Origin of the sequence: Hydrogenophaga sp. NH-16 (assembly GCF_004006415.1) — a bacterium.
Lineage (GTDB): Bacteria > Pseudomonadota > Gammaproteobacteria > Burkholderiales > Burkholderiaceae_C > Hydrogenophaga > Hydrogenophaga pseudoflava.
In genome coordinates this window covers 717,834-735,397 of sequence record NZ_CP029344.1, presented here as the reverse complement: position 1 = coordinate 735,397, position 17,564 = coordinate 717,834, and the positions used below count along the sequence as shown (strand labels likewise).

11 protein-coding genes are annotated in these 17,564 nt (G+C 62.7%); 2 read left to right on the top strand and 9 right to left on the bottom strand.

Translation table 11 applies throughout. The annotated features are described in order from the left end of the window. The first annotated feature begins 162 nt into the window (after positions 1 to 162). Together DD542_RS03505 and DD542_RS03500 are read left to right on the top strand one after the other, a co-directional pair. Positions 163 to 498 carry a helix-turn-helix transcriptional regulator gene (locus tag DD542_RS03505; protein WP_042427091.1) on the top strand — a complete coding sequence of 112 codons (336 nt, stop codon included), beginning with the start codon at positions 163 to 165 and terminating at the stop codon, positions 496 to 498. A gap of 13 nt (positions 499 to 511) precedes the next feature. Beyond that, the gene (locus DD542_RS03500; RefSeq protein WP_042427096.1) at positions 512 to 1,264 is read left to right on the top strand and encodes a phage Gp37/Gp68 family protein; all 753 of its coding nucleotides are present in this window, start codon (positions 512 to 514) and stop codon (positions 1,262 to 1,264) included. Here the strand turns inward: DD542_RS03500 and DD542_RS03495 are convergent. The 9 genes from DD542_RS03495 to DD542_RS03455 form a co-directional block, all read right to left on the bottom strand. Next, entirely contained in the window at positions 1,259 to 2,170 is a 912-nt protein-coding gene (locus DD542_RS03495) for a three-Cys-motif partner protein TcmP (RefSeq protein ID WP_052382551.1), read from the bottom strand. The genes DD542_RS03500 and DD542_RS03495 overlap by 6 nt on opposite strands. Positions 2,171 to 2,190: 20 nt before the next feature. Further along, on the bottom strand, positions 2,191 to 3,144 hold the full coding sequence (locus tag DD542_RS03490) for a toll/interleukin-1 receptor domain-containing protein (RefSeq protein WP_127803834.1): 954 nt from the start codon (positions 3,142 to 3,144) through the stop codon (positions 2,191 to 2,193). Next, on the bottom strand, positions 3,141 to 5,993 hold the full coding sequence (locus tag DD542_RS03485; RefSeq protein ID WP_127807271.1) for a DUF499 domain-containing protein: 2,853 nt from the start codon (positions 5,991 to 5,993) through the stop codon (positions 3,141 to 3,143). The genes DD542_RS03490 and DD542_RS03485 overlap by 4 nt, the downstream gene beginning before the upstream one ends. Positions 5,994 to 5,997: 4 nt before the next feature. Continuing rightward, a complete protein-coding gene (locus DD542_RS03480; RefSeq protein ID WP_164868326.1) occupies positions 5,998 to 7,683 on the bottom strand; it encodes a hypothetical protein in 1,686 nt (561 codons plus the stop codon). Between the two features lie 13 nt (positions 7,684 to 7,696). Further along, a complete protein-coding gene (locus DD542_RS03475; RefSeq protein ID WP_127803832.1) occupies positions 7,697 to 9,157 on the bottom strand; it encodes a hypothetical protein in 1,461 nt (486 codons plus the stop codon). Positions 9,158 to 9,171: 14 nt separating this feature from the next. Further along, positions 9,172 to 12,117 (bottom strand): DUF1156 domain-containing protein, encoded by a 2,946-nt coding sequence (locus DD542_RS03470; protein ID WP_127803830.1) that lies wholly within the window; start codon positions 12,115 to 12,117, stop codon positions 9,172 to 9,174. An 8-nt stretch (positions 12,118 to 12,125) separates the two neighbouring features. Next, positions 12,126 to 13,178, bottom strand: a complete 1,053-nt coding sequence (locus DD542_RS03465; protein WP_127803828.1) for a hypothetical protein — start codon at positions 13,176 to 13,178, stop codon at positions 12,126 to 12,128. Positions 13,179 to 13,187: 9 nt separating this feature from the next. Further along, complete coding sequence (locus DD542_RS03460; RefSeq protein WP_127803826.1) at positions 13,188 to 13,808, bottom strand: NYN domain-containing protein; 621 nt, start codon at positions 13,806 to 13,808, stop codon at positions 13,188 to 13,190. 205 nt (positions 13,809 to 14,013) lie between these two features. Beyond that, entirely contained in the window at positions 14,014 to 17,556 is a 3,543-nt protein-coding gene (locus DD542_RS03455; RefSeq protein WP_127803824.1) for a helicase-related protein, read from the bottom strand. Positions 17,557 to 17,564: the final 8 nt, after the last annotated feature.

Below are 17,564 nucleotides of genomic sequence, written 5' to 3'. Positions count from 1 at the left end.
GTCTATGGCAGCGGGAAGGTGTTGCTCGGCCTCGTGGCGCGGCGCGAGGCTGAGACGCCCCTGATCCTGCAAGCCACGGCTGGCTGATGGCCCATATCTAGGCACAACAAGCATATTCATGATAAAATATGCTTTAGATGAATTATCAGAATAGGCAAGATCGTGGCTTTCGAGAGCGTTGAAGAACTCATCCGGGCGGCGCGCAATGGGCGCAGTCAGAAGGAATTCGCCGATCTGCTGGAGGTCGATCAGTCGATGGTGAGCAAGTACGAACGGGGCAAGGCCAGTCCGCCGATCAGCGTCATCAACCGCTGTATGCGTCTGGTGCATACCGCCCAGGGCGAGGCGGCGCCGTCGGCGGAACAGCTCGCCGACCGCGTGCGCGAATCCTTGGCCGATCCGAAATTGGGTCAAGTGCGCTCGGCGCTATCCCGCTTGGTGGACGCCTTCGCGTCCGAAAACGCGCAGGCCCGTTCGTCGGGCGCTGCGCCGCAATGACATAGGAGGCCGTATGGCAACGCAATCAACCATCGAATGGACGGAGCAGACGTGGAATCCCACCACCGGCTGCACCAAGGTCTCTCCGGGTTGTAAGAACTGCTATGCCGAAGTGATGGCGCGGCGGCTGCACGCGATGGGCGCGCCCGGTTACGAGAACGAGTTCAAGCTCACCGTGCATGAGAACCGACTAGAGCAGCCACTGCTGCGCAAGAAGCCCACCACGTACTTCGTGAACAGCATGAGCGACCTGTTCCACGAGGCTGTTTCGGACAAGTTCCTCGACCGCGTGTTCTCGATCATCGAGACCACGCCGCACCACACCTACCAAATCCTCACCAAGCGCGCCGAGCGCCTGCCGGAGTATTTCGCGCGCCGGGCTTGCCCGCAGAACGTGTGGCTGGGCGTATCGGTGGAGGACAAGAAGTACGGCGTGCCGCGCATCGACCATCTGCGCAAGGTGGACGCGCACATCCGTTTCCTCTCGGTGGAGCCGCTGCTGGAGGACTTGGGCCGCATCAACCTGAGCGACATCCACTGGGTCATCGTCGGCGGTGAATCAGGCCACAAGGCGCGCCCGATGCGCGAGGAGTGGGTGGCCAACGTGCAGGTGCAGGCCGAGGCCGCTGGCGCGGCGTTCTTCTTCAAGCAGTGGGGCGGTTGGGGCGCGGACGGCGTCAAGCGCCACAAGAAGGCGAACGGTCGCGTCTTCCGTGGCCGCACATGGGACGACTACCCGCAGCAGGCTGCGGAAACGCAGCTATAACGTGTCCAGAATGTCTTTGGCGATCTTCATCGCCAACCCGTACGCCTTCGGTGTTGGATTGGAAGCCGCGAAGTAGAGCGCGAAAAGTGGCGCGCCGCTCGGGTTCTTTGAATCGCCTCCCTGATACAGCACCTTGGGTTCGGTGACAGCGGGAAACAGCCCCTTCAATCGCTTGGACACGAACTCCAGCATCTGCCGGTGATCGGTTTCGCGCACATCGCCATTGCTGCCACCGAACAGATCGGTCTGCCGATTCTGAGCGTAAAATACTTGACGCCATTCATCGGTGCCGAGCACGCGCGTCAATGATGCTTCCTTGTCGGCATCCAGCGCGTCGGCATTCTTGGCGGCTTGTCGGTACAGCCCGGCATACGGGAATAGGTACCAGACATCTATTGCGCCAGTCTTGGAAATCGCTTCCAGCGTCGACCACTCAACGTGCATTCCGAACGGATCAAGAAACAGCACGGCCCGTTCACTGTTCCACTGATGCTGGCTGCACAGCGTTTTCAACGCTGTGTTGGCATCGCTTTGGATCACTTCGATGGTCTTACCCGGAAATTCCGCACCAAGCGCATTCAGGGCAGCCAGCTTCTTCGGGCGCAATTCGATGAAGCAGAACTTGTGGAACGATGGGTTGGCCGTCAATGCCCTGCGCGCGGAACCATCGATGCTCTTCTTCTCGCCGTCCACCTTGATGTCGCAACGGCCCGTACCAGCGAAAGCATCGATGTAGAGCCGAGTAAAGCTCTGCTTGCTGAGGGCCGTGTTGAAAGCCACGAGGTACTTCTCCAGCGCCTCCAGCTTGATGCGCGTCCAGACACCCCCAAAAGAATGCTGATCCTCTGAACTCCTTTCGAGATCGTCGTCAAGCAGGCCATCGTCCCCATCGATCAGTTTTCCCATCGTGTCTCCCCCGCATCGGTTTATTGCGCCTGCTGGATCGCCCGACGCAGCGATGCAGAGACATCCCACACATGGGACTGGCCGCCTATGTACTTGGAAACCTTGATGTGATTATTGCTTTCCAGCAGGTTCAGCACGAAGTCGACGAAGGCGCGGGGCTTGCCGACTCGCGTTGCCAGTTCTTCATTCTGGCGGACATCCTCGTTGACCAGCAGCGCGGCAATCCGGCCAACCACATCCTGATAGCCATCGACATACGCCTGCGCGAACTCCTGAAAGCCGTAGTCCGTCAGAACGACATGCGACAGCGGCGCGCCGAGAACGCGCCCGATCTTGATGTAGTCGTGCTGTTCGAGAATGTCCAGCGAGTCGAGCAGTTCCTGTTGCGGCACATCTTGAAGCGCGGGTTCGGCGCGCAGCCGATCCCAATCCACAAGACCTGCGTCCTCGTCGATCTGCACTCTCGCAATGACGCGCAAGGCCAAGTCATCAACCCGCGTCAGGCCGGAGATCAAGGGTGCAGACCCGGAGAACCGGGCGGGCGGCTGGCCGATGGTCGGCTTGTCGTCCACGTCGAAGATGGCCGACAGGATGCGCTGCAAGCTCTGGTCGTAGTCGGCGAGGTCATCGACCTTCTGCCATAGGGTGGATCGCAGGCTTTCGGGTACTTCGCAATCGTCGATGACGACAGGGATCAGCCGCGTTCCACGGCTGATCCTGTTGACCACCGAAGTGTTCAACTCCTCCCGAACCCAAGGTTTCTGAACGCTGACCTTGGACAAGACGACGATGACGGCACGGGCCTCCTTCAGCCCTTCCTCGAATATCTTGTCCACCAAGCTGTCGCCGGGCTTCATCTCCCACTGATCGAGCCACGCATCGACACCGTTCTCGCGCAAGCGTCGTGCGAACTCGATGACGAAGCGATCCTTGTCCTCGCTGGCGTGGCTGACAAACACCTTGGGTGCGCTCATTCGCCCGCCTCGAATTCCGCGCTCTTGAATTTCAGCACATTGCAGTTCTCCTTCACCGCGCGCTGAAGGCCATCGTCGAAGCCGGTCGGGGATTCCGCTTGAATCTCAATGGCGATTCGCACCTTCACGCCGGGACGCAGGGTGAACTGTTGCACCACCTCGTCCACCACATCGGCGAACTGCCGCTTGGCCTGAATCGGGTCAAGATCGATGCTGGCGTAGAACTGCTTCTTGGCGCTCGCCGCGCTGCCGGTCGCAGCGCCTCCCTTGCCGGAATCCTCGGCGTGCGGGGGGATGCGACCGTCACCCGTCACCACGACCGTCGTCGCAACGCCACCCGAATCGGCTGCTTTGGCACGGGATGCCTCCTCTGCCGCGCGCAAGGCTTCCACGTAGGCCGCAGCGGTGAGCGGCTCGATCAACAGCAGCGACGAATCCATGATCAGCGACGTGCGCTTGCCGTAGCTGAACCCCACATAGCGCACCTTGTCGCCATCCGGCTCCTTGCCCTGCGCGAAGCCGAAGAACTCGCGGCTGTCCGCGCCTGCGCCCATCGTGGTCTGGAACACCGCATCGTCCTTCAGGCGCGGCAGGTAGAGCTGCTGGCAACTCTGCTGCCACACGTTGAGGGCGCTGGTGTCCTTGGCGTCGTCCTTCCAGAACCAGTCCTTCAGCACCTTGGCAAGATGGATCGGTGCCCATTCGCTGATGAGCAGTTCGTTCTCCTTGAGCACGCGCTCGATTTCCTGCGACCAGTTCTGTGCGCCGGGGTTGAGCGGGAAGTGCTCCCACGTCATGTCCGACAGCCCCTTGCCGGGTCGCGCTTCCTGCATCGGCGCGAGCAGCCATTTGTAGGTCTCGCGGATCATGCGTCGCACCGTTTCCTCGGCCTGTTCCAAGCTCGCCTGTGCCTGCTTGGCCATCAGGTTGTCGAGCACGATGCGGTTGTCTTTGTAGTCGCCGACGATGCTGCGCCACGCCAGGTGCGAGCGAACGTGATCCTTCAGGCGGCTCACGCTGTCGTAGTCCGCCGCCACGAAGATCAGGCGGTTCTGCTTGAAGCGGGGCTGGTCGCCACGCTTCTTGAGAATCTCGGTTGCCCGATCAATGGCGATACTCTGGCCGCTCTTGCTGAAGGCCGCGTCCGGCGGCAACACCACCAGCCGCAGCGCCCAGTCGTCGGGCACGTCGCCGCTGCCGGTGAATACGTGGATGTTTCCGAACACGCCGCTGGCAAAACTCTTCTGCAAACGGTCGCGGATGGCGGGAAAAACGTCCTCTCTGTCTTGAAAACGACGCTTGCGCTCCTCCATTTCGCGCCGCAGGTTCGGGCGCGTGTCCAGCCAGAAGCGGTTGTTAGCGGCGTTCAGGTAGTGCAGCCGGTCGCCCAGGCGCCGCAGCGCGTCCTTGAACAGGTTGGGCTGCTGGCTGGGCTGGGCCACACCCAGGATCACCCGCTCCAGCTCCACGCCGCGCACGCCTGAACTCGATGTGCTGGGTGCACTGCCCAAAAAGATGGCACGCGCTGTGCGGCGGCAGGCTTGCACGCTGCCAAAGCGCGTGTCCTTGTTCTCGATCTCCCAGGTCTCCGACCGCTCACCGTCCACATCGCGCTCGATCACCGGGTCCCACCCGGCCGGCAGGTACTGAATCAGCTCATTGCGCGTGTCGCCATCCATCAGCGGAAAGCTGCCCGGCATGATCAACGCATCGTTGTTGCCGTCTTTCCACAGGCGGTGGATCACCTTCGCCATCAACTTCAGCACGCCGCGCGTGCGTTGGAAGTTGTCCAACGTGGACCAGTCTTCATACAGGCGGTCGAACACCTCGGGGTGGATCGGGTAGGCGTGTTTCAACCGTTCCAGATACTTGCTGTCCTGCGTCTCGGCGGGCAAGTCGTCGCGGTTGGCGATGTAGTAGTCCGCAAACGCGCGGCAGACCGACTCCATCGCCAGCTTGTCGTTGATGTTGCTGAACAGGCGGCGGCGCACGATCTCGAACGCTTCCTCGGTGGCCACCGGCTTCCACAGCGCCTGAATGCGCCCAAAGTAGTGCGAAAGCGAAGCCAGCGCCTTTTCACCACGCTGGCTGCCTGCCTCCTTGACGGACTCCGGCAGCGAGGCGAGCAGCACCGCCGTCGGCACCGCCTTCAAGGCCTCCGTCAGCGCCTGCACGAAACTCAGGTTGGAATCGAAGGTGCCACCCGTCAGCGCCTTGCCTTCCTCGAATTGCCGCACATAGGCCACCAGCTCGTCGATCAGGATGACGCAGGGCGCGTAGCGGCCCAGCAGATCGGCCAGCACATCTTTGCCCGGCGAGGTGCCCGAAGCATCGGCCTCCGCCACCAGCGCGTAGCCCTCGGCCCCACCCAGTTGCCATGCCAGATCACCCCACAACGTGCGGATGCTCTGCCCATCCTTGACGACCGGCTGGTTGGGCGAGGACTTGATGCCGTCCAGCACGGCGATGCGCGCCTTGGGCAGATCCGTCACGCCTGCCGCATCAAGGATGGCGGGCACGCCCTGCAAGTCGCTGGCCGGTGCCTCGCCCTTGGCGAGGTGATAGACCGCCAGCATGGTGTGCGTCTTGCCACCGCCGAAGGCGGTTTGCAGCTGGATCACCGGATCGCCACCGTTGCCCGCAAGGCGCTTGACCACCGAATCCAGCAGCAACCGCATGCCCTCGGTGATGAAGGTGCGCTGGAAGAACAGCGCCGGGTTCTGGTACTCCGCGTTGGCCGTGCCCGCATGCACGCGCGACAGGTCAGCGGCGAATTCGGCCTGCTGGAACTTGCCTTCCCGCACATCCAGGTGCGGTTCCGCGATTTCGCGCCAGGGTTTAATAGTCATGACCTTATTTCCCCCCGACATGGAGTTTTCCCGCAACGTAACTGGTCGCTCGCACACCTCCGCCAAAAACAAGAGGGGCATCATTTGTTTCGGGCATCACTTCAGCTGCACCACCGATAGCCACGGCCAACTGTGGGTACACAGTCAACAGCTCATCAGGCATGTCTTCCATCCAATAGGGTTTTGGGTCGATGGACTGGCGCATGATTCGATGGCCCTTCACTTCAATTGGGCCCTTGCCCAAAGCCTGCATCATTGGCAGCGGAGAGCTACCACCAGTCACTACAACGTGCAGACGCACGCCATCCATTGCCAACCAGCGCAACCAGGATTCGTCCACGGCACCGAGAGCCTTCTTGAACCCATCCTCCACGGCTTGACCAAATCGGATGACCTTTCCGTCGGCAAGAAAATCTTCGAGACGAATCCTGCCGACAGTGTCATCCGACAGTGTGTATTCCAACTCTCCGGTCTTGAAAAGAACTTCCTTGAGGCTGCGAATCCGCCTTGAGAGGTCGGCAAGAATCAACTTCCCCGAGTTATCGCTGGGGTCAATCGATTCCTTCTGGGCAATGAATCCGCGCAGAAGGCCGTCCACCTTGTCGCCTGCTTGCATCAAGCCTTGAATGGACATCGAATTCTGGAACACGCGAGGTTCGTCCGCATCGGATTTTCTTGTCGAGATAAAGAGCCCAAAATCCGTGGTGCCAGCGCCAACATCCACCACCATGAAAGCATCGCGCAGGTTTTCACTGTCCGCAATCGCACCGGCGGCAACGGCCACGGGTTCTGGCACGCCTTCGTCAATCAGATAGTCGGGGCGTTGATCGAGCTTCTTGATTTGCTCGACCGCCGCCTTGAGCTCTGCGACACGGATGCCGCCCGTCCAGCGGCCACTGAAGGTGTCAGCAAGCACCTGCGCTTCTGCCAGCATCCTGCGCATCAGTTGGTTGCCCCACTGCGCTTTGCTATCTGGCCAGCATGGGCGAGCGTAACGGCGCTTCACATACCGTGACTCCCCAACGTGAGGCATCAACGCAAGCTCGGCCATATCTGTGAAGTAAGCCAAGTAAATGCGCAACAAGTCGCCCTGGGTCAGCTTGACGCCGGACGGGTTCATGGCTTTGGTCAGAACATTGCCTTCTCCATCCAGAGAGCCTTCTTGCTGAAGGCTGATCCAGCCTTTGATCGAGTCCAAGCGTTCCCTGCCAGAACTTTCCAGTCCTTGACTCATCTCGATGGCTTCGAACCCAAAATATGCCTTTCCGTCGTCGGCAATAAATACTGAAGACGGCAGAGCGTAGCCTTCCCGGCCCGCTGCAACCCCCAGCGCCAAGTCCAACTGCTGGTCAGGGAACACGGAGGCGAAGGCCTTGGACATGGCTGTACCAAAGTCCAGGCACATCAAGACATCGGGCGGGGTTTGTTGCTCGCGCTGAACGGACGCAAGCACAAGGTCGATGCGGGCAGGCTCGGAGGGCGTGCCAAGTGATTCCGCTACGACCGGTGCTGGTGCAGATGGCAAATGCACAGGCTCTGTAGCCACAGCAGGCGCATCACCACCGCCTAATGCCTGTACGGCAAGCCGTAGCGCTTGCCGCTCGTGTGAAGAAGCTGCGCCAATGGCGTGATCACGCTCAATGCGCTCCAACAGGCTGGCCAGCAAAATGGCTGCGGTTTTCTTGTCCATTGCGTCCCCTCGGTTACTCAACAATTCCCTTGGCAATCACATCACCCACGCTGCCATCAGGCCGCTTGCGCACGATGGCAGGTTGTTTGACCAGCATGCGCTGCCTGGGTGTGCCGCCCACGACGGTGAAAAACTTGGGCGACATCTCGATCTCCTCGCCCGGAACTCCGTACAAATCCAGGGCACGCAGGCTTGCGGCCTGCTCAACCTGCACCGCCAACGCTTGTACGCGATCCATCAGTTCCCGTGCTGCGGGCGCCATCGTGGGTTCGTAAATTTCCAGATTGGCCAACAGTGGCTCATTCAAGTTGTCGCGCACGGCCCTGGCTCGCCGGGCCGCCTGCAAGGCTAGGCCGATGCTTTCATCCGCATTGCTGGCAGCGGCCTCAATGGCAGACTCACTGGCTTGGCGAGCGACGCGCATGCGCCCTCGCTCCAGCCAGTCACGCACGTCTTCAGGCAACTCCGGGTGCTTGGCGGCCAGATCGCGTGCCAATGCGCGCGCACGTTCTGAATGACTGCACAGAACGTCCAACTGGCCCAGCAATGCCTGATCGCATTGACCTTGGCGGCCCAGCAGAATCAATGCCTCCGAAACATCTGTGATCAAGCGCTCCAGCGGGTTGTTCAACTCTTTGGGCCACGACGTGCTGCCGATCAGTCTGCGGCAATAGCCCACCACGCTGTACATCTCGGGATCGGCCACCACCGAAATGCGTGTGCGAACAATGTCATGCACCGTCAGCAAAGCTTCGCGCACCAAGTCGATCTGCACTTTCTCCGTCTGCGGCTTTCCCAGGTCCGACAAAGGCAGCGCCAGCATTTCGTAAAGTGCTTTCCCCGGCTCGTCTCCAGCATCCAGTTCCACTTCCAGAAGGGTGTTGCGCAGTGCCGCTAGCGTGCGTGCCAGCCGCTTTGCTGCCGTTTCACCGGGGTCTTCCGTGCTGGGCCGCAGGGCCTGGAATGCGTTTGCCAATTCCCGCAAAGCGGTTGCGAGATCAGGGGATCGCGCCAGCAGCGCCGCCATCATCTCCGTACGTGCCTTCTCCCCGGTTTCTTCCTCTGCAATCGCCTTGGCCAGATAAGCGGGCAGCCAGGCTGCGGACATGAGCGCGCAGGCCCGCGCCAGATTCAGACGGTCATCGGCATCCGTCAGCAACTGCATTGCAGGCAGTTCCTGCGCAAACGCCGGGCGCAGCTGCTGTGCAATCTCCGGCGCCCAGCGTTTGACCACCTGCCCCAGGCGTATGCACTCCGCGATGGCCAGCAGCCGATGCTCTGGCGCAGTGTCCGATGCAAAAACCAGCGCCAGCAGATGGGCGCGCCCCTGCGCCACGGCCGGGTCGTCCGCCTGCTTGGGCAACACCTTGGCCGTGATCAACGCGGTCAAAGCGGCCCGCCGCTCTGCCGCAGCCGTAGCCGCGCTGGAAAAAGCCGACAAAGATTCGGCGGTGCTTGGTGCGTCAGCGGTCATGACAAGCCCTCCACTCACAGATCAAAGCTGCCTTGCGAGCCCAGCACCCCCGCCTCGCCCGCCGCCTGCTCGATGGCGCTCCAGGCCGTCACCAATTCGTTGTAGGCGCGCGCTTCCTCGGCCCAGCCCTTGCGCTCGCACAGGGTGTAGAGGCGGTAGGCCAGCGCGCGGATGGGTTCGGCCTGGGCGGGCATGCGGGCCAGCAGGGCGCCGGCGGCGGATTCGCCGTCCTGGTTCAGCGCGCGGATCAACTGGTGCAGCGCCTCCCACACGGGCATGCGGGCGTCGCTCTCGGGCTGCCAGTCGCGCGGCATCTCGGCCCACTTGAGCAGGCGCAGCTCGCCCTTGCTCGACGCCACCACGCCGCTGGTTTGCAGGCCGCCCACGCTGGTGCCCTTGGCGCGGGCCAGCACGTCGGCGTCGCCGTATTTGCCGGTGGCCCAGCCCTGCTGCTCGAACCAGTGCAGGCAAAACTGCGTGTCGTGGTCGAAGTCGTCTTCGGCAAGGAAGCGGTTGATGAGTTGCAGCGCGCTGCGCACGCTCATGGCCGTGCCGTCGGCCTCCAGCACGGCGGCGTGCTGGCTGAAGATGGCCATGCCGGGGCCGATGATGGCTTGTGACAAGTCCACCGGCGCGACGGGCGAATTGACGCCGCCGCGCGTCATTTCATCCAGCGCCTCGGGCAGCGTGGCGTTGAGTTCGCGGATGAACTCGCGGCGCGAGACGGTGGGAGCATCCAGGGGGCGCTGGCGGCAGACGAGGACGATGCTGGAGGCCAGGGCATTGGTGCCGGCGCCGATCATGCGGCTACTCATTTCCGTACGCATCGGCCAGGTGCCGGTCAGCGCGAAACCGGCCTTGAGCACGGCATCCAGAAAAGTCTCCCATCCGGTGCTGGACGTGCCCGCTTCGCCCTTGGTTTCGGACTGTTTGAAGGCGTAGTAGATGGTGACCGGAAAGGCCGGGTGCGCCTGTTGCGCCAGATTGCGCAGCGCCTCTGTCATGCCATTGAGGAAGAAGCGCTCGGCCTGCTCCTTGCCACCGTGGCGGTAGGGGGTGGCGACTAGTTCCTCCGCCTTGGGGACGGCCACAGTGGCGAACAGACCCGGATAGATGGGCCTCAACGAACGGCGCAGCCAGACGTAGAAAAAGTCGGAGAGGTCGGCATAGCCGATGTTGTCGTAGTACGGTGGGTCAGTGGAGACGAGTTTGTTGGTGCTAATGGTTTGAGTTTGGGCATCAGCTTGAAACGCATATCCTTCGCTTATCTCGCCAGCCGAACTCTTACCAAAGCTCTTGAAAATATTCTCTATCGATGCGTCAACAGACCCCGTACTTGTGCAAAGTGGGTTGACCTCTGAATAGTCCCAAACCATCGGAATCGCGTGACGCCCAAAAAGCTGCTGTGGAACCTGGGCTTTCGACTCCCAACGGGACAACGAATTGCCCCAGTCCGCTCCGCGACTAATCGCAAACGCCAAATACACCCCCACCGCCTGCGCATACGCCGTCGCGCCGGTGCCGCCTGCATCGAGGCCGCGGCCGTCGTCGGGCAGACCGGCGGCCAGGGCGTCGGCCTGGACCTTGGTGATGGCTTCGCCCACCAGATCGGAGAAGGTGGTCAGCGCCACCAGTTGGCGCGGGGTGAAGAGGTCGCCCCACTCCTTCATGCCATAGGGCACGCAGGTGCCGCCGGTCAGACGTGCGGGCACGTCGCCGGATGGCTTCCACGCGGGCTGCGCCTGTCGCGCGACGGCTTCATGCTCGGGCGTCGGCGCGAGATAGACGCGGCCCCGCACGCCCTCGGCGACGATGGCCATCAGCTTGGCGCCCATGCGCCCGGCCTGCCCCTCGGCCTTGATGTAGTCGCCGCTGATGGGTGTGTCCGAGAGCACGCAGCGGAAGTTGGCGCCACGACCGGGAGCCTTGGTGCCTTCCTTGGCCGCTTCCGGCGGCACCCCCACCTTCACCGTGAAGCGGTAGCGGTCGCCCTCGACCACGGGCTGCACATAGCTTTCCTTGCCCGCCTTGCTGCTGAGGACGAAGGTGGAGGCCAGCGGTACATCCACATGGCTGAAGGCCGGGTTGGGGCTTTTGACGGTGCGCGCCCACAGCCAGGCGATGACGGTGAGCGGCTGGCCGAGCAGGGGCGCGAGGTCGGGCCGCGCGTCTGGAGAATTTGAGTCAAATTGGCCTGTAGCGCCCGCCCCACCTGCGCTACCAGCTACCATTTCAGGAGTTACGGTAATGCTGGGGTAAAGCTGGCCGATGCGCTGGCGGGCCTGCTCGCGCATCCAGGCGCCGTAGCGGCGCACGTCTTCGGCCAGGCCGCGGGCGCCGCTCCAGTCCTCGCTCAACTTGCCCTGCTTGTCGCCCGGCACGCGCGGCCCCACCGGGGCGTGGCCCGCAAAGCGCGGCGGGATTTCGATCATGGCCTTGTTGATGGTGACGGCCACGGGGTTGAGGTCGGATGCGTGGCTTTCCAGGCCCAGACGCTGCGCCTCCAGCGGCAGCGCGCCGCCGCCCGCGAACGGGTCGTGAAAGGCGGGCAGCTGGTCGGGGTTGAACAGTTCGGCGGCCTGCGGGTGGGCCTTGTTCAGTTCGCAGACCTCGCGCCATGAGCGGCGGATCTCGGCGCGGGCGCGCTCCAGCACTTCCTCGTTGTTGGTGTTCTCCCACTGCACCAGGTCTTCGATGATCTTGAACAGGCGCTCGCGCTCGGCCTGTGCCTTTTCTTTGTTGACGCCGTAGCGAAAGCCGCCGCCCTGCTGGTAGCCGGGGTCGTTGACCATCTGCGCAAAGATGACCGCCCGCGCCGCCGCCAGCGGACGGCGTGCCCACCACAGGTGGATGCTTTGCGGTTTCCCTACTTTGACGAGCTTTTCATAAGTTGCGGCGGCGTTGATGGCATCGAGCGGCAGGGCGACTTCGATGAGTTTTTTGGGGGTTTTGATGTTCATTGTTTGACTCATTTGTCTTTTACCTGGCCCCATTGGCCTTCGCAGTGGCCACAACCATTGGCAAAACTGAATTCCATATCGCCGGTGTTGTTTTCGTTGCACCACTGGCACTGCTCAATGCCATCGAAGATGTCGAAGCAGTTCGTGCAGAAGTAGTGATCGCCTCGCCTGACCACAGTGTGATAACCATCGCAGTTGCCGCAGTTGGCAGGCTCCCAGCGGTCGTCACCGTCCTTGATGCCGATGTGTACTGCATCGTGATCCGTCAGAGCATCAGCCAGATGCTCTGGCTCGATGGCTTCCCCGCAGTGCTCACACGTCGCGTAGCCCTCGGTCGCAATGACGACGGATTCGCCGCAGTGCGGGCAATCGAGTTCGACCTGCGTTTCGGTGTGATCGCACACCAGACAGCGCAGCGACGCGATCTGGTCGTCAAGGGCGTCGGGGATGGCCGCCCCGAAGCCGCAGGCGCTGCATGTTTTAGGCGCATTGCCTGCCTTGCGTGCGGCGTCCAGATCGGGCTTGAGAGCCTTGAACTTGGCGGTCAAGTATTTCCGATGCCCCTTCATCGCGCGATCCGCGCGGGTGATCTCGCTGCCGAAGTCGTGGAAGTAGCCGTTCCACCGGCTCAACAGGCGGTGCAGATGAAACCACGAGCGGCAATGCTCGGCGACGATCTGCGCCTTGGCCTTGTCATCGCTGTCCAGCCCGTTGTGGAAGAAGTGAACCATCTTGTTGCGATGGTTCGCCAGCGCCCGGAAGCTGTTGTAGGCGTCGTCGCCGATGTCCTCGCCCGCGACATCTCGAATCCGCGCCCTGGCATCTTCCAGCGTGACCGAGCTGAAGTCCCCGGCCATGAACTTGGCGAGGTTGGCCTGATCGGGCTTGGAGACGATCAGCGACCAATGCTCCTTCATCAGCCGCGCCTTGAGCAGCATCTCGACTGCCGCGCAGAAGTGGATGACGGAATACTTGGGGGATTTGTCGAACTCCGAAATGCCGCGTTCCAAGAAATCGAAGGCGTTGCGGGTCAGCGAGTCGAAGATGTCGTGGTGGGTCATGACATCCTCCTATCGCCAATGCGCAGGGCGTTGGAGGACGAAGCCGTCTGCGCGCTGTACTTGAGCCGGAAGCTGGCTGCGGCGGTAAGCGGTTTCGTTGATGATGAAACTGCCGCTGGCGGCCTGTGTGAGCTGGTGCGAACGGCGGTTGGGCGGCAAGGCGACGATGATGTTCTTGCCGGGAAACTTGGCGCGAGCGACGCTGACCGGTGTGGTGAGGTCGCTGTCGGCAGAAATCAGCAACGCCGTGTCGAAGCGGTCGTCATAGGCATCGGCCAGCAGTTGCATGGCGATGTTGACGTCGGTCATCTTTTCCTCGTAGTCCATCCACTGCGCGCCGCACTGGCGGCACTGCTTGGGCTTTTCGAGGTAGTGGCCGAAGTGCGACTGGAGCTTGGGCAAGGTGTCCAGCGCTTCGAGGTAGGCGGTCTGGCGCTGCATGTCGGAGACGTTGCGCCCGTTGGCCCGGATGCGCGAGGTGAAGTAGTGGACGCCTTCCAACGTCTGGCCGGGCCTGAGCAGCGTGGTCGCCAAGGCACACAAGTCCAGCCAGTAATACTTCTTCCAGCCCTTGCTGCGCAGGCCGAAGTAGAGGTTGAATCCATCCACGTAGGCGACAACCCGGCTCATCGGCGTTGCTCCCGACAGGCCGAGTTCACCTTGACAGAGGTACCGGTTGCGTGTAAGATCCGCGCCATAAACCCCACCGGAGATCGCATCTCCGGCCCAACGCCTCCCTCGTGGAGGCGTTTTCCTTTGTGCCCCGCCAAGGCGAGCAGCCTTGGCCCGACGCCTCCCGCGCGGAGGCGTTTCTCTTGGGGCGTCCGGAAGGCCATCACAGCGAAGCCCCCGGCCCGATGGCCTTGGCCAGCAACTGGCCCAGATCGAGGTTGATGCTGGTTGTGGCCCAGTCCGGCTCCTGCGTGAAGGGCTGGCGGACGTAGAACGGGCCTTCGTGCCTGTCCCCGTCCACCAGCACGATGGCGAGGATGAACTTGTCTGCCTGGTTCAGGCCGTAGAGGATTTCGTTGCGGGTCACCGTGATGGTGGACTGGCCCTTGGCACGGCCCTTCACCTCGATGTGGCGCGAGGTGGTCAGGCGGCCATCCACGGGCTTGGGCTGGCTGGTCACGTCCCAGCCGCACTTCTGCGCCGAGACGTCGATGACGTCATGGCCCAGCGCGCGTTCGGCCTCCATGACCGCGCGCATGGCCATCTGTTCGACACGGGCACGGGCAGCGGCGTCCGCCGACCAGCCGCCTTGTTCGGCGGGGACGCCCTTGCGCTGCATCAGCAGCCCTGCCGGGATGACGAGCGCGCCGCCGAGCACGACCGGCGTGGCCGAGACCACATGGCGCATGGCCAGCAGTTCCTTCTCGCGCGACTGGCGGCGTGCCGTCAGGTCATCAATGGTGCGGCGGACGTTCTCCAGCGTCAGGCGCACATCCTTGCCTGCGGCTAGATCGTCTTGCAGCTTGATGTAGCGGTCTGACCAGAAGTTGATCTCCTTGACCAGCCGTTCGTGGACGGCGGCCAAGGTCTTGTCCACGGACTTCTCGCGCCGCGAGCGCACTTCGTCGAAGTGTTCGGGCACGAGGTGGCTGCCCGCATGAGCAAGCGCGGCGTGCTCCAGATCTTGGGCGATCCACGGTGCGGCCAGCACGTCTTGGATCAACGCCATGTCGGAAGCGTCGAGCGGCTCCAAGTCCAGATGGGGTGCCCAGCCCGCGTTGATGGTGGTGCCTGCGGCATCGATCTCGACGAACTGCATGCGCCGCGAGGCGACGCGGCTGGGGTCTTGGCCTTCCAAGACGCGGTGGTCGATGATGAACATCACCTTGGGCGTGACGCCTAAATCGCTCGGATCGACCAGCACCGCGCCTTGCTTCAACTTGTTGCGGTGCTGCTCCAGCACGATGTCGGTGACCGATTGCATCAAGGGGTGGCCCGGATGCAGCAGGCTGGCCATCGGCGCGCCCACGCGGTCGGTGAGGCGGACGTATTGCTTCTCGAAGCAGACGCGCTCATAGCGGCGCAGCACCGGGTCGGCGTTGCGGCGATCCCGCCCCGTGATCTGGCGGTCGCGCTCGCGGATGATGGCGGGGACGTTAGTGATCTCGAAGCGGCCCGGCTCGCGGGGCCGCAGCTCGCCACCCAAGGCCGCGAAGGCTTGGTTGAAGAAGGCACGGATGAAGAAGGGCTGGAGCTTGCGGGCTTCGGCCTTTTCCATTTCCTCCTTGACGGCGAATAGGCGCTTCTCGTCCATCACCTCTTCGCACAGGGCATTGCGCTTGATGATGTTTTCGAGGTGATCGGTATCGAGCGCGCCTTCGATCTTCTTGAGCAGGCGGGCGCGTACCTCGGGGTCGGCTCCGTAGCGGATGGCCTCGATCAGCAAGTCCTTGAGGCTCTTTTCCTCGAACACCTCGCCGAGGATGTCGAACACGCGCCCGCCCAGCGCCGCGCGTTCCACTTCGAGCTTCTCGAACAGGCGCTGGAAGACGTCGCCCTCGCGGGTTTCGGCGGCGACCATGTTCCAGAGGTGGCAAACCTCGGTCTGGCCGATGCGGTGGATGCGACCGAAGCGTTGCTCCAGCCGGTTGGGGTTCCACGGCAGGTCGTAGTTGACCATCAGGTTGGCGTTTTGCAGGTTCACGCCTTCGCCCGCCGCATCGGTGGCGATGAGCACCCGCGCGGTCGGGTCGTTGCGGAACAGCTCCTGCACCTTGCGCCGTTCCTCGCGCTTGACGCCGCCGTGGATCATCACCACGGCTTCCTCACTGCCGATAAGGCCGCGAATCTTGACCGCAAGGTAGTTCAGCGTGTCACGGTGCTCGGTGAAGATGATGAGCTTGCGCTGACGTCCGGCGTCGTCGTGCATCTCCGGCGTGTCTTGTAGCAGGCGGGAGAGTTCGTCCCACTTGCGGTCTTGGCCGGAATGGACAACCTGCCGGGCCTGCTCTTCCAGCCCTTCGAGGATGATGATTTCGGCTTCGAGTTCGGGGATGGTTTGGGAAGCCGTGGCCTGATCGACCAACCGTTCTTCCAGCGCTTCATAGTCCTCGGATGGAAGGTCATCGGCGGAGTCCCAGATGTCCTCGGGCAGGCCGTTGCTGCCATTCAATGTCTCTGCCAGCGCCTGACCACGCTGGCGCAATTTTTCGTCCTCGACGCGGCGCTTGAGCTTGTTGCGGCGTCGCTTGAGCGACTGGTAGATGGCCTCGGGGCTGGAGGCAAGCCGCCGTTGCAACGCGGTCAGGGCAAAACCGACCGTGCCTTTGCGGCCACCATCAGCCAGTTGGTCAGCGCGGGCGAACTCGGTCTTCACGTAGTCCGTGACCGCTGCGTACAAGGCAGCCTCCGGGTCGGAGAGCTTGTAGTTGACGGTATAGGCGCGCCGTTCGGGAAACAGGCGCGTGCCGTCGAAACGCAGCATGTCCTCCTTGACCATGCGGCGCATCAGGTCTGCCACGTCGACCTTGTGTGCGCCATCGCGGAACTTGCCGTAGAAACGGTCTGCATCCAGCAGCGACATGAAGAGCTGGAAGTCCTCTTCCTTGCCGTTGTGGGGCGTGGCCGTCATCAGCAGAAAGTGGCGGGTGATGGCTCCCAGCGTCTCGCCAAGCAGGAAGCGCTTGGTCTTGTTGACCTTGTTGCCGAAGTAGCTGGCCGAGAGCTTGTGGGCTTCGTCCACGACGACCAAGTCCCACTGCGTGAGCATGAGCTTTTCTTGCAGGTCTTCGGATCGCGCCAGTTGATCGACGCGGGCGATCAGCAGGTCGAAGTCGTCGAAGGGGTTGCCGCTGCGGGATTGCTCGACCTGCTCACGCGAGAACAGCGTGAACGAGAGGCCGAACTTCTCGAACATTTCGTCCTGCCACTGTTCCACCAGCGAGCCGGGCGCGACGATGAGCACGCGCTTGGCGTCGGCGCGCATCAACAGCTCGCGGATGAACAGCCCGGCCATGATGGTCTTGCCCGCGCCGGGGTCGTCGGCCAGCACGTAGCGCAGCGGTTGGCGCGGCAGCATGGACTCATAGACCGCCGTGATCTGGTGCGGCAACGGCTCCACGTTCGAGGTGTGGACGGCCATCATCGGATCGAACAGGTGGGCCAGATTGATGCGGTAGGCCTCGGCGGCGAGCTTGAAGGCGTCGCCCGGCGCATCGAAGGCCCACGGGCGGCCCGACTCGGCCAGCGACAGGTTCGCTTCGTCGGTGCGGAACAGCATCCGCTCGCGCAGCGTGCCGTCGGCGGTCTTGTAGTAAACGGTCAGGGCGTTGTCGCCGACAGGCTCGGTCGTGACGATGCGCACCACCTGTCCGGGCTCCAAGCCCGAGATGGCTGCGTTCTTCTGGATCTGTTCGAGCTTCAACACGGCGCGCC

What these genes read in the sequence shown, in the direction of transcription:
- DD542_RS03500 (WP_042427096.1), top strand. Translation starts at nt 512, where the DNA reads ATGGCAACGCAATCAACCATCGAATGGACGGAGCAGACGTGGAATCCC.
- DD542_RS03495 (WP_052382551.1), bottom strand. Translation starts at nt 2,170, where the DNA reads ATGGGAAAACTGATCGATGGGGACGATGGCCTGCTTGACGACGATCTC.
- DD542_RS03490 (WP_127803834.1), bottom strand. Translation starts at nt 3,144, where the DNA reads ATGAGCGCACCCAAGGTGTTTGTCAGCCACGCCAGCGAGGACAAGGAT.
- DD542_RS03485 (WP_127807271.1), bottom strand. Translation starts at nt 5,993, where the DNA reads ATGACTATTAAACCCTGGCGCGAAATCGCGGAACCGCACCTGGATGTG.
- DD542_RS03480 (WP_164868326.1), bottom strand. Translation starts at nt 7,683, where the DNA reads ATGGACAAGAAAACCGCAGCCATTTTGCTGGCCAGCCTGTTGGAGCGC.
- DD542_RS03475 (WP_127803832.1), bottom strand. Translation starts at nt 9,157, where the DNA reads ATGACCGCTGACGCACCAAGCACCGCCGAATCTTTGTCGGCTTTTTCC.
- DD542_RS03470 (WP_127803830.1), bottom strand. Translation starts at nt 12,117, where the DNA reads ATGAACATCAAAACCCCCAAAAAACTCATCGAAGTCGCCCTGCCGCTC.
- DD542_RS03465 (WP_127803828.1), bottom strand. Translation starts at nt 13,178, where the DNA reads ATGACCCACCACGACATCTTCGACTCGCTGACCCGCAACGCCTTCGAT.
- DD542_RS03460 (WP_127803826.1), bottom strand. Translation starts at nt 13,808, where the DNA reads ATGAGCCGGGTTGTCGCCTACGTGGATGGATTCAACCTCTACTTCGGC.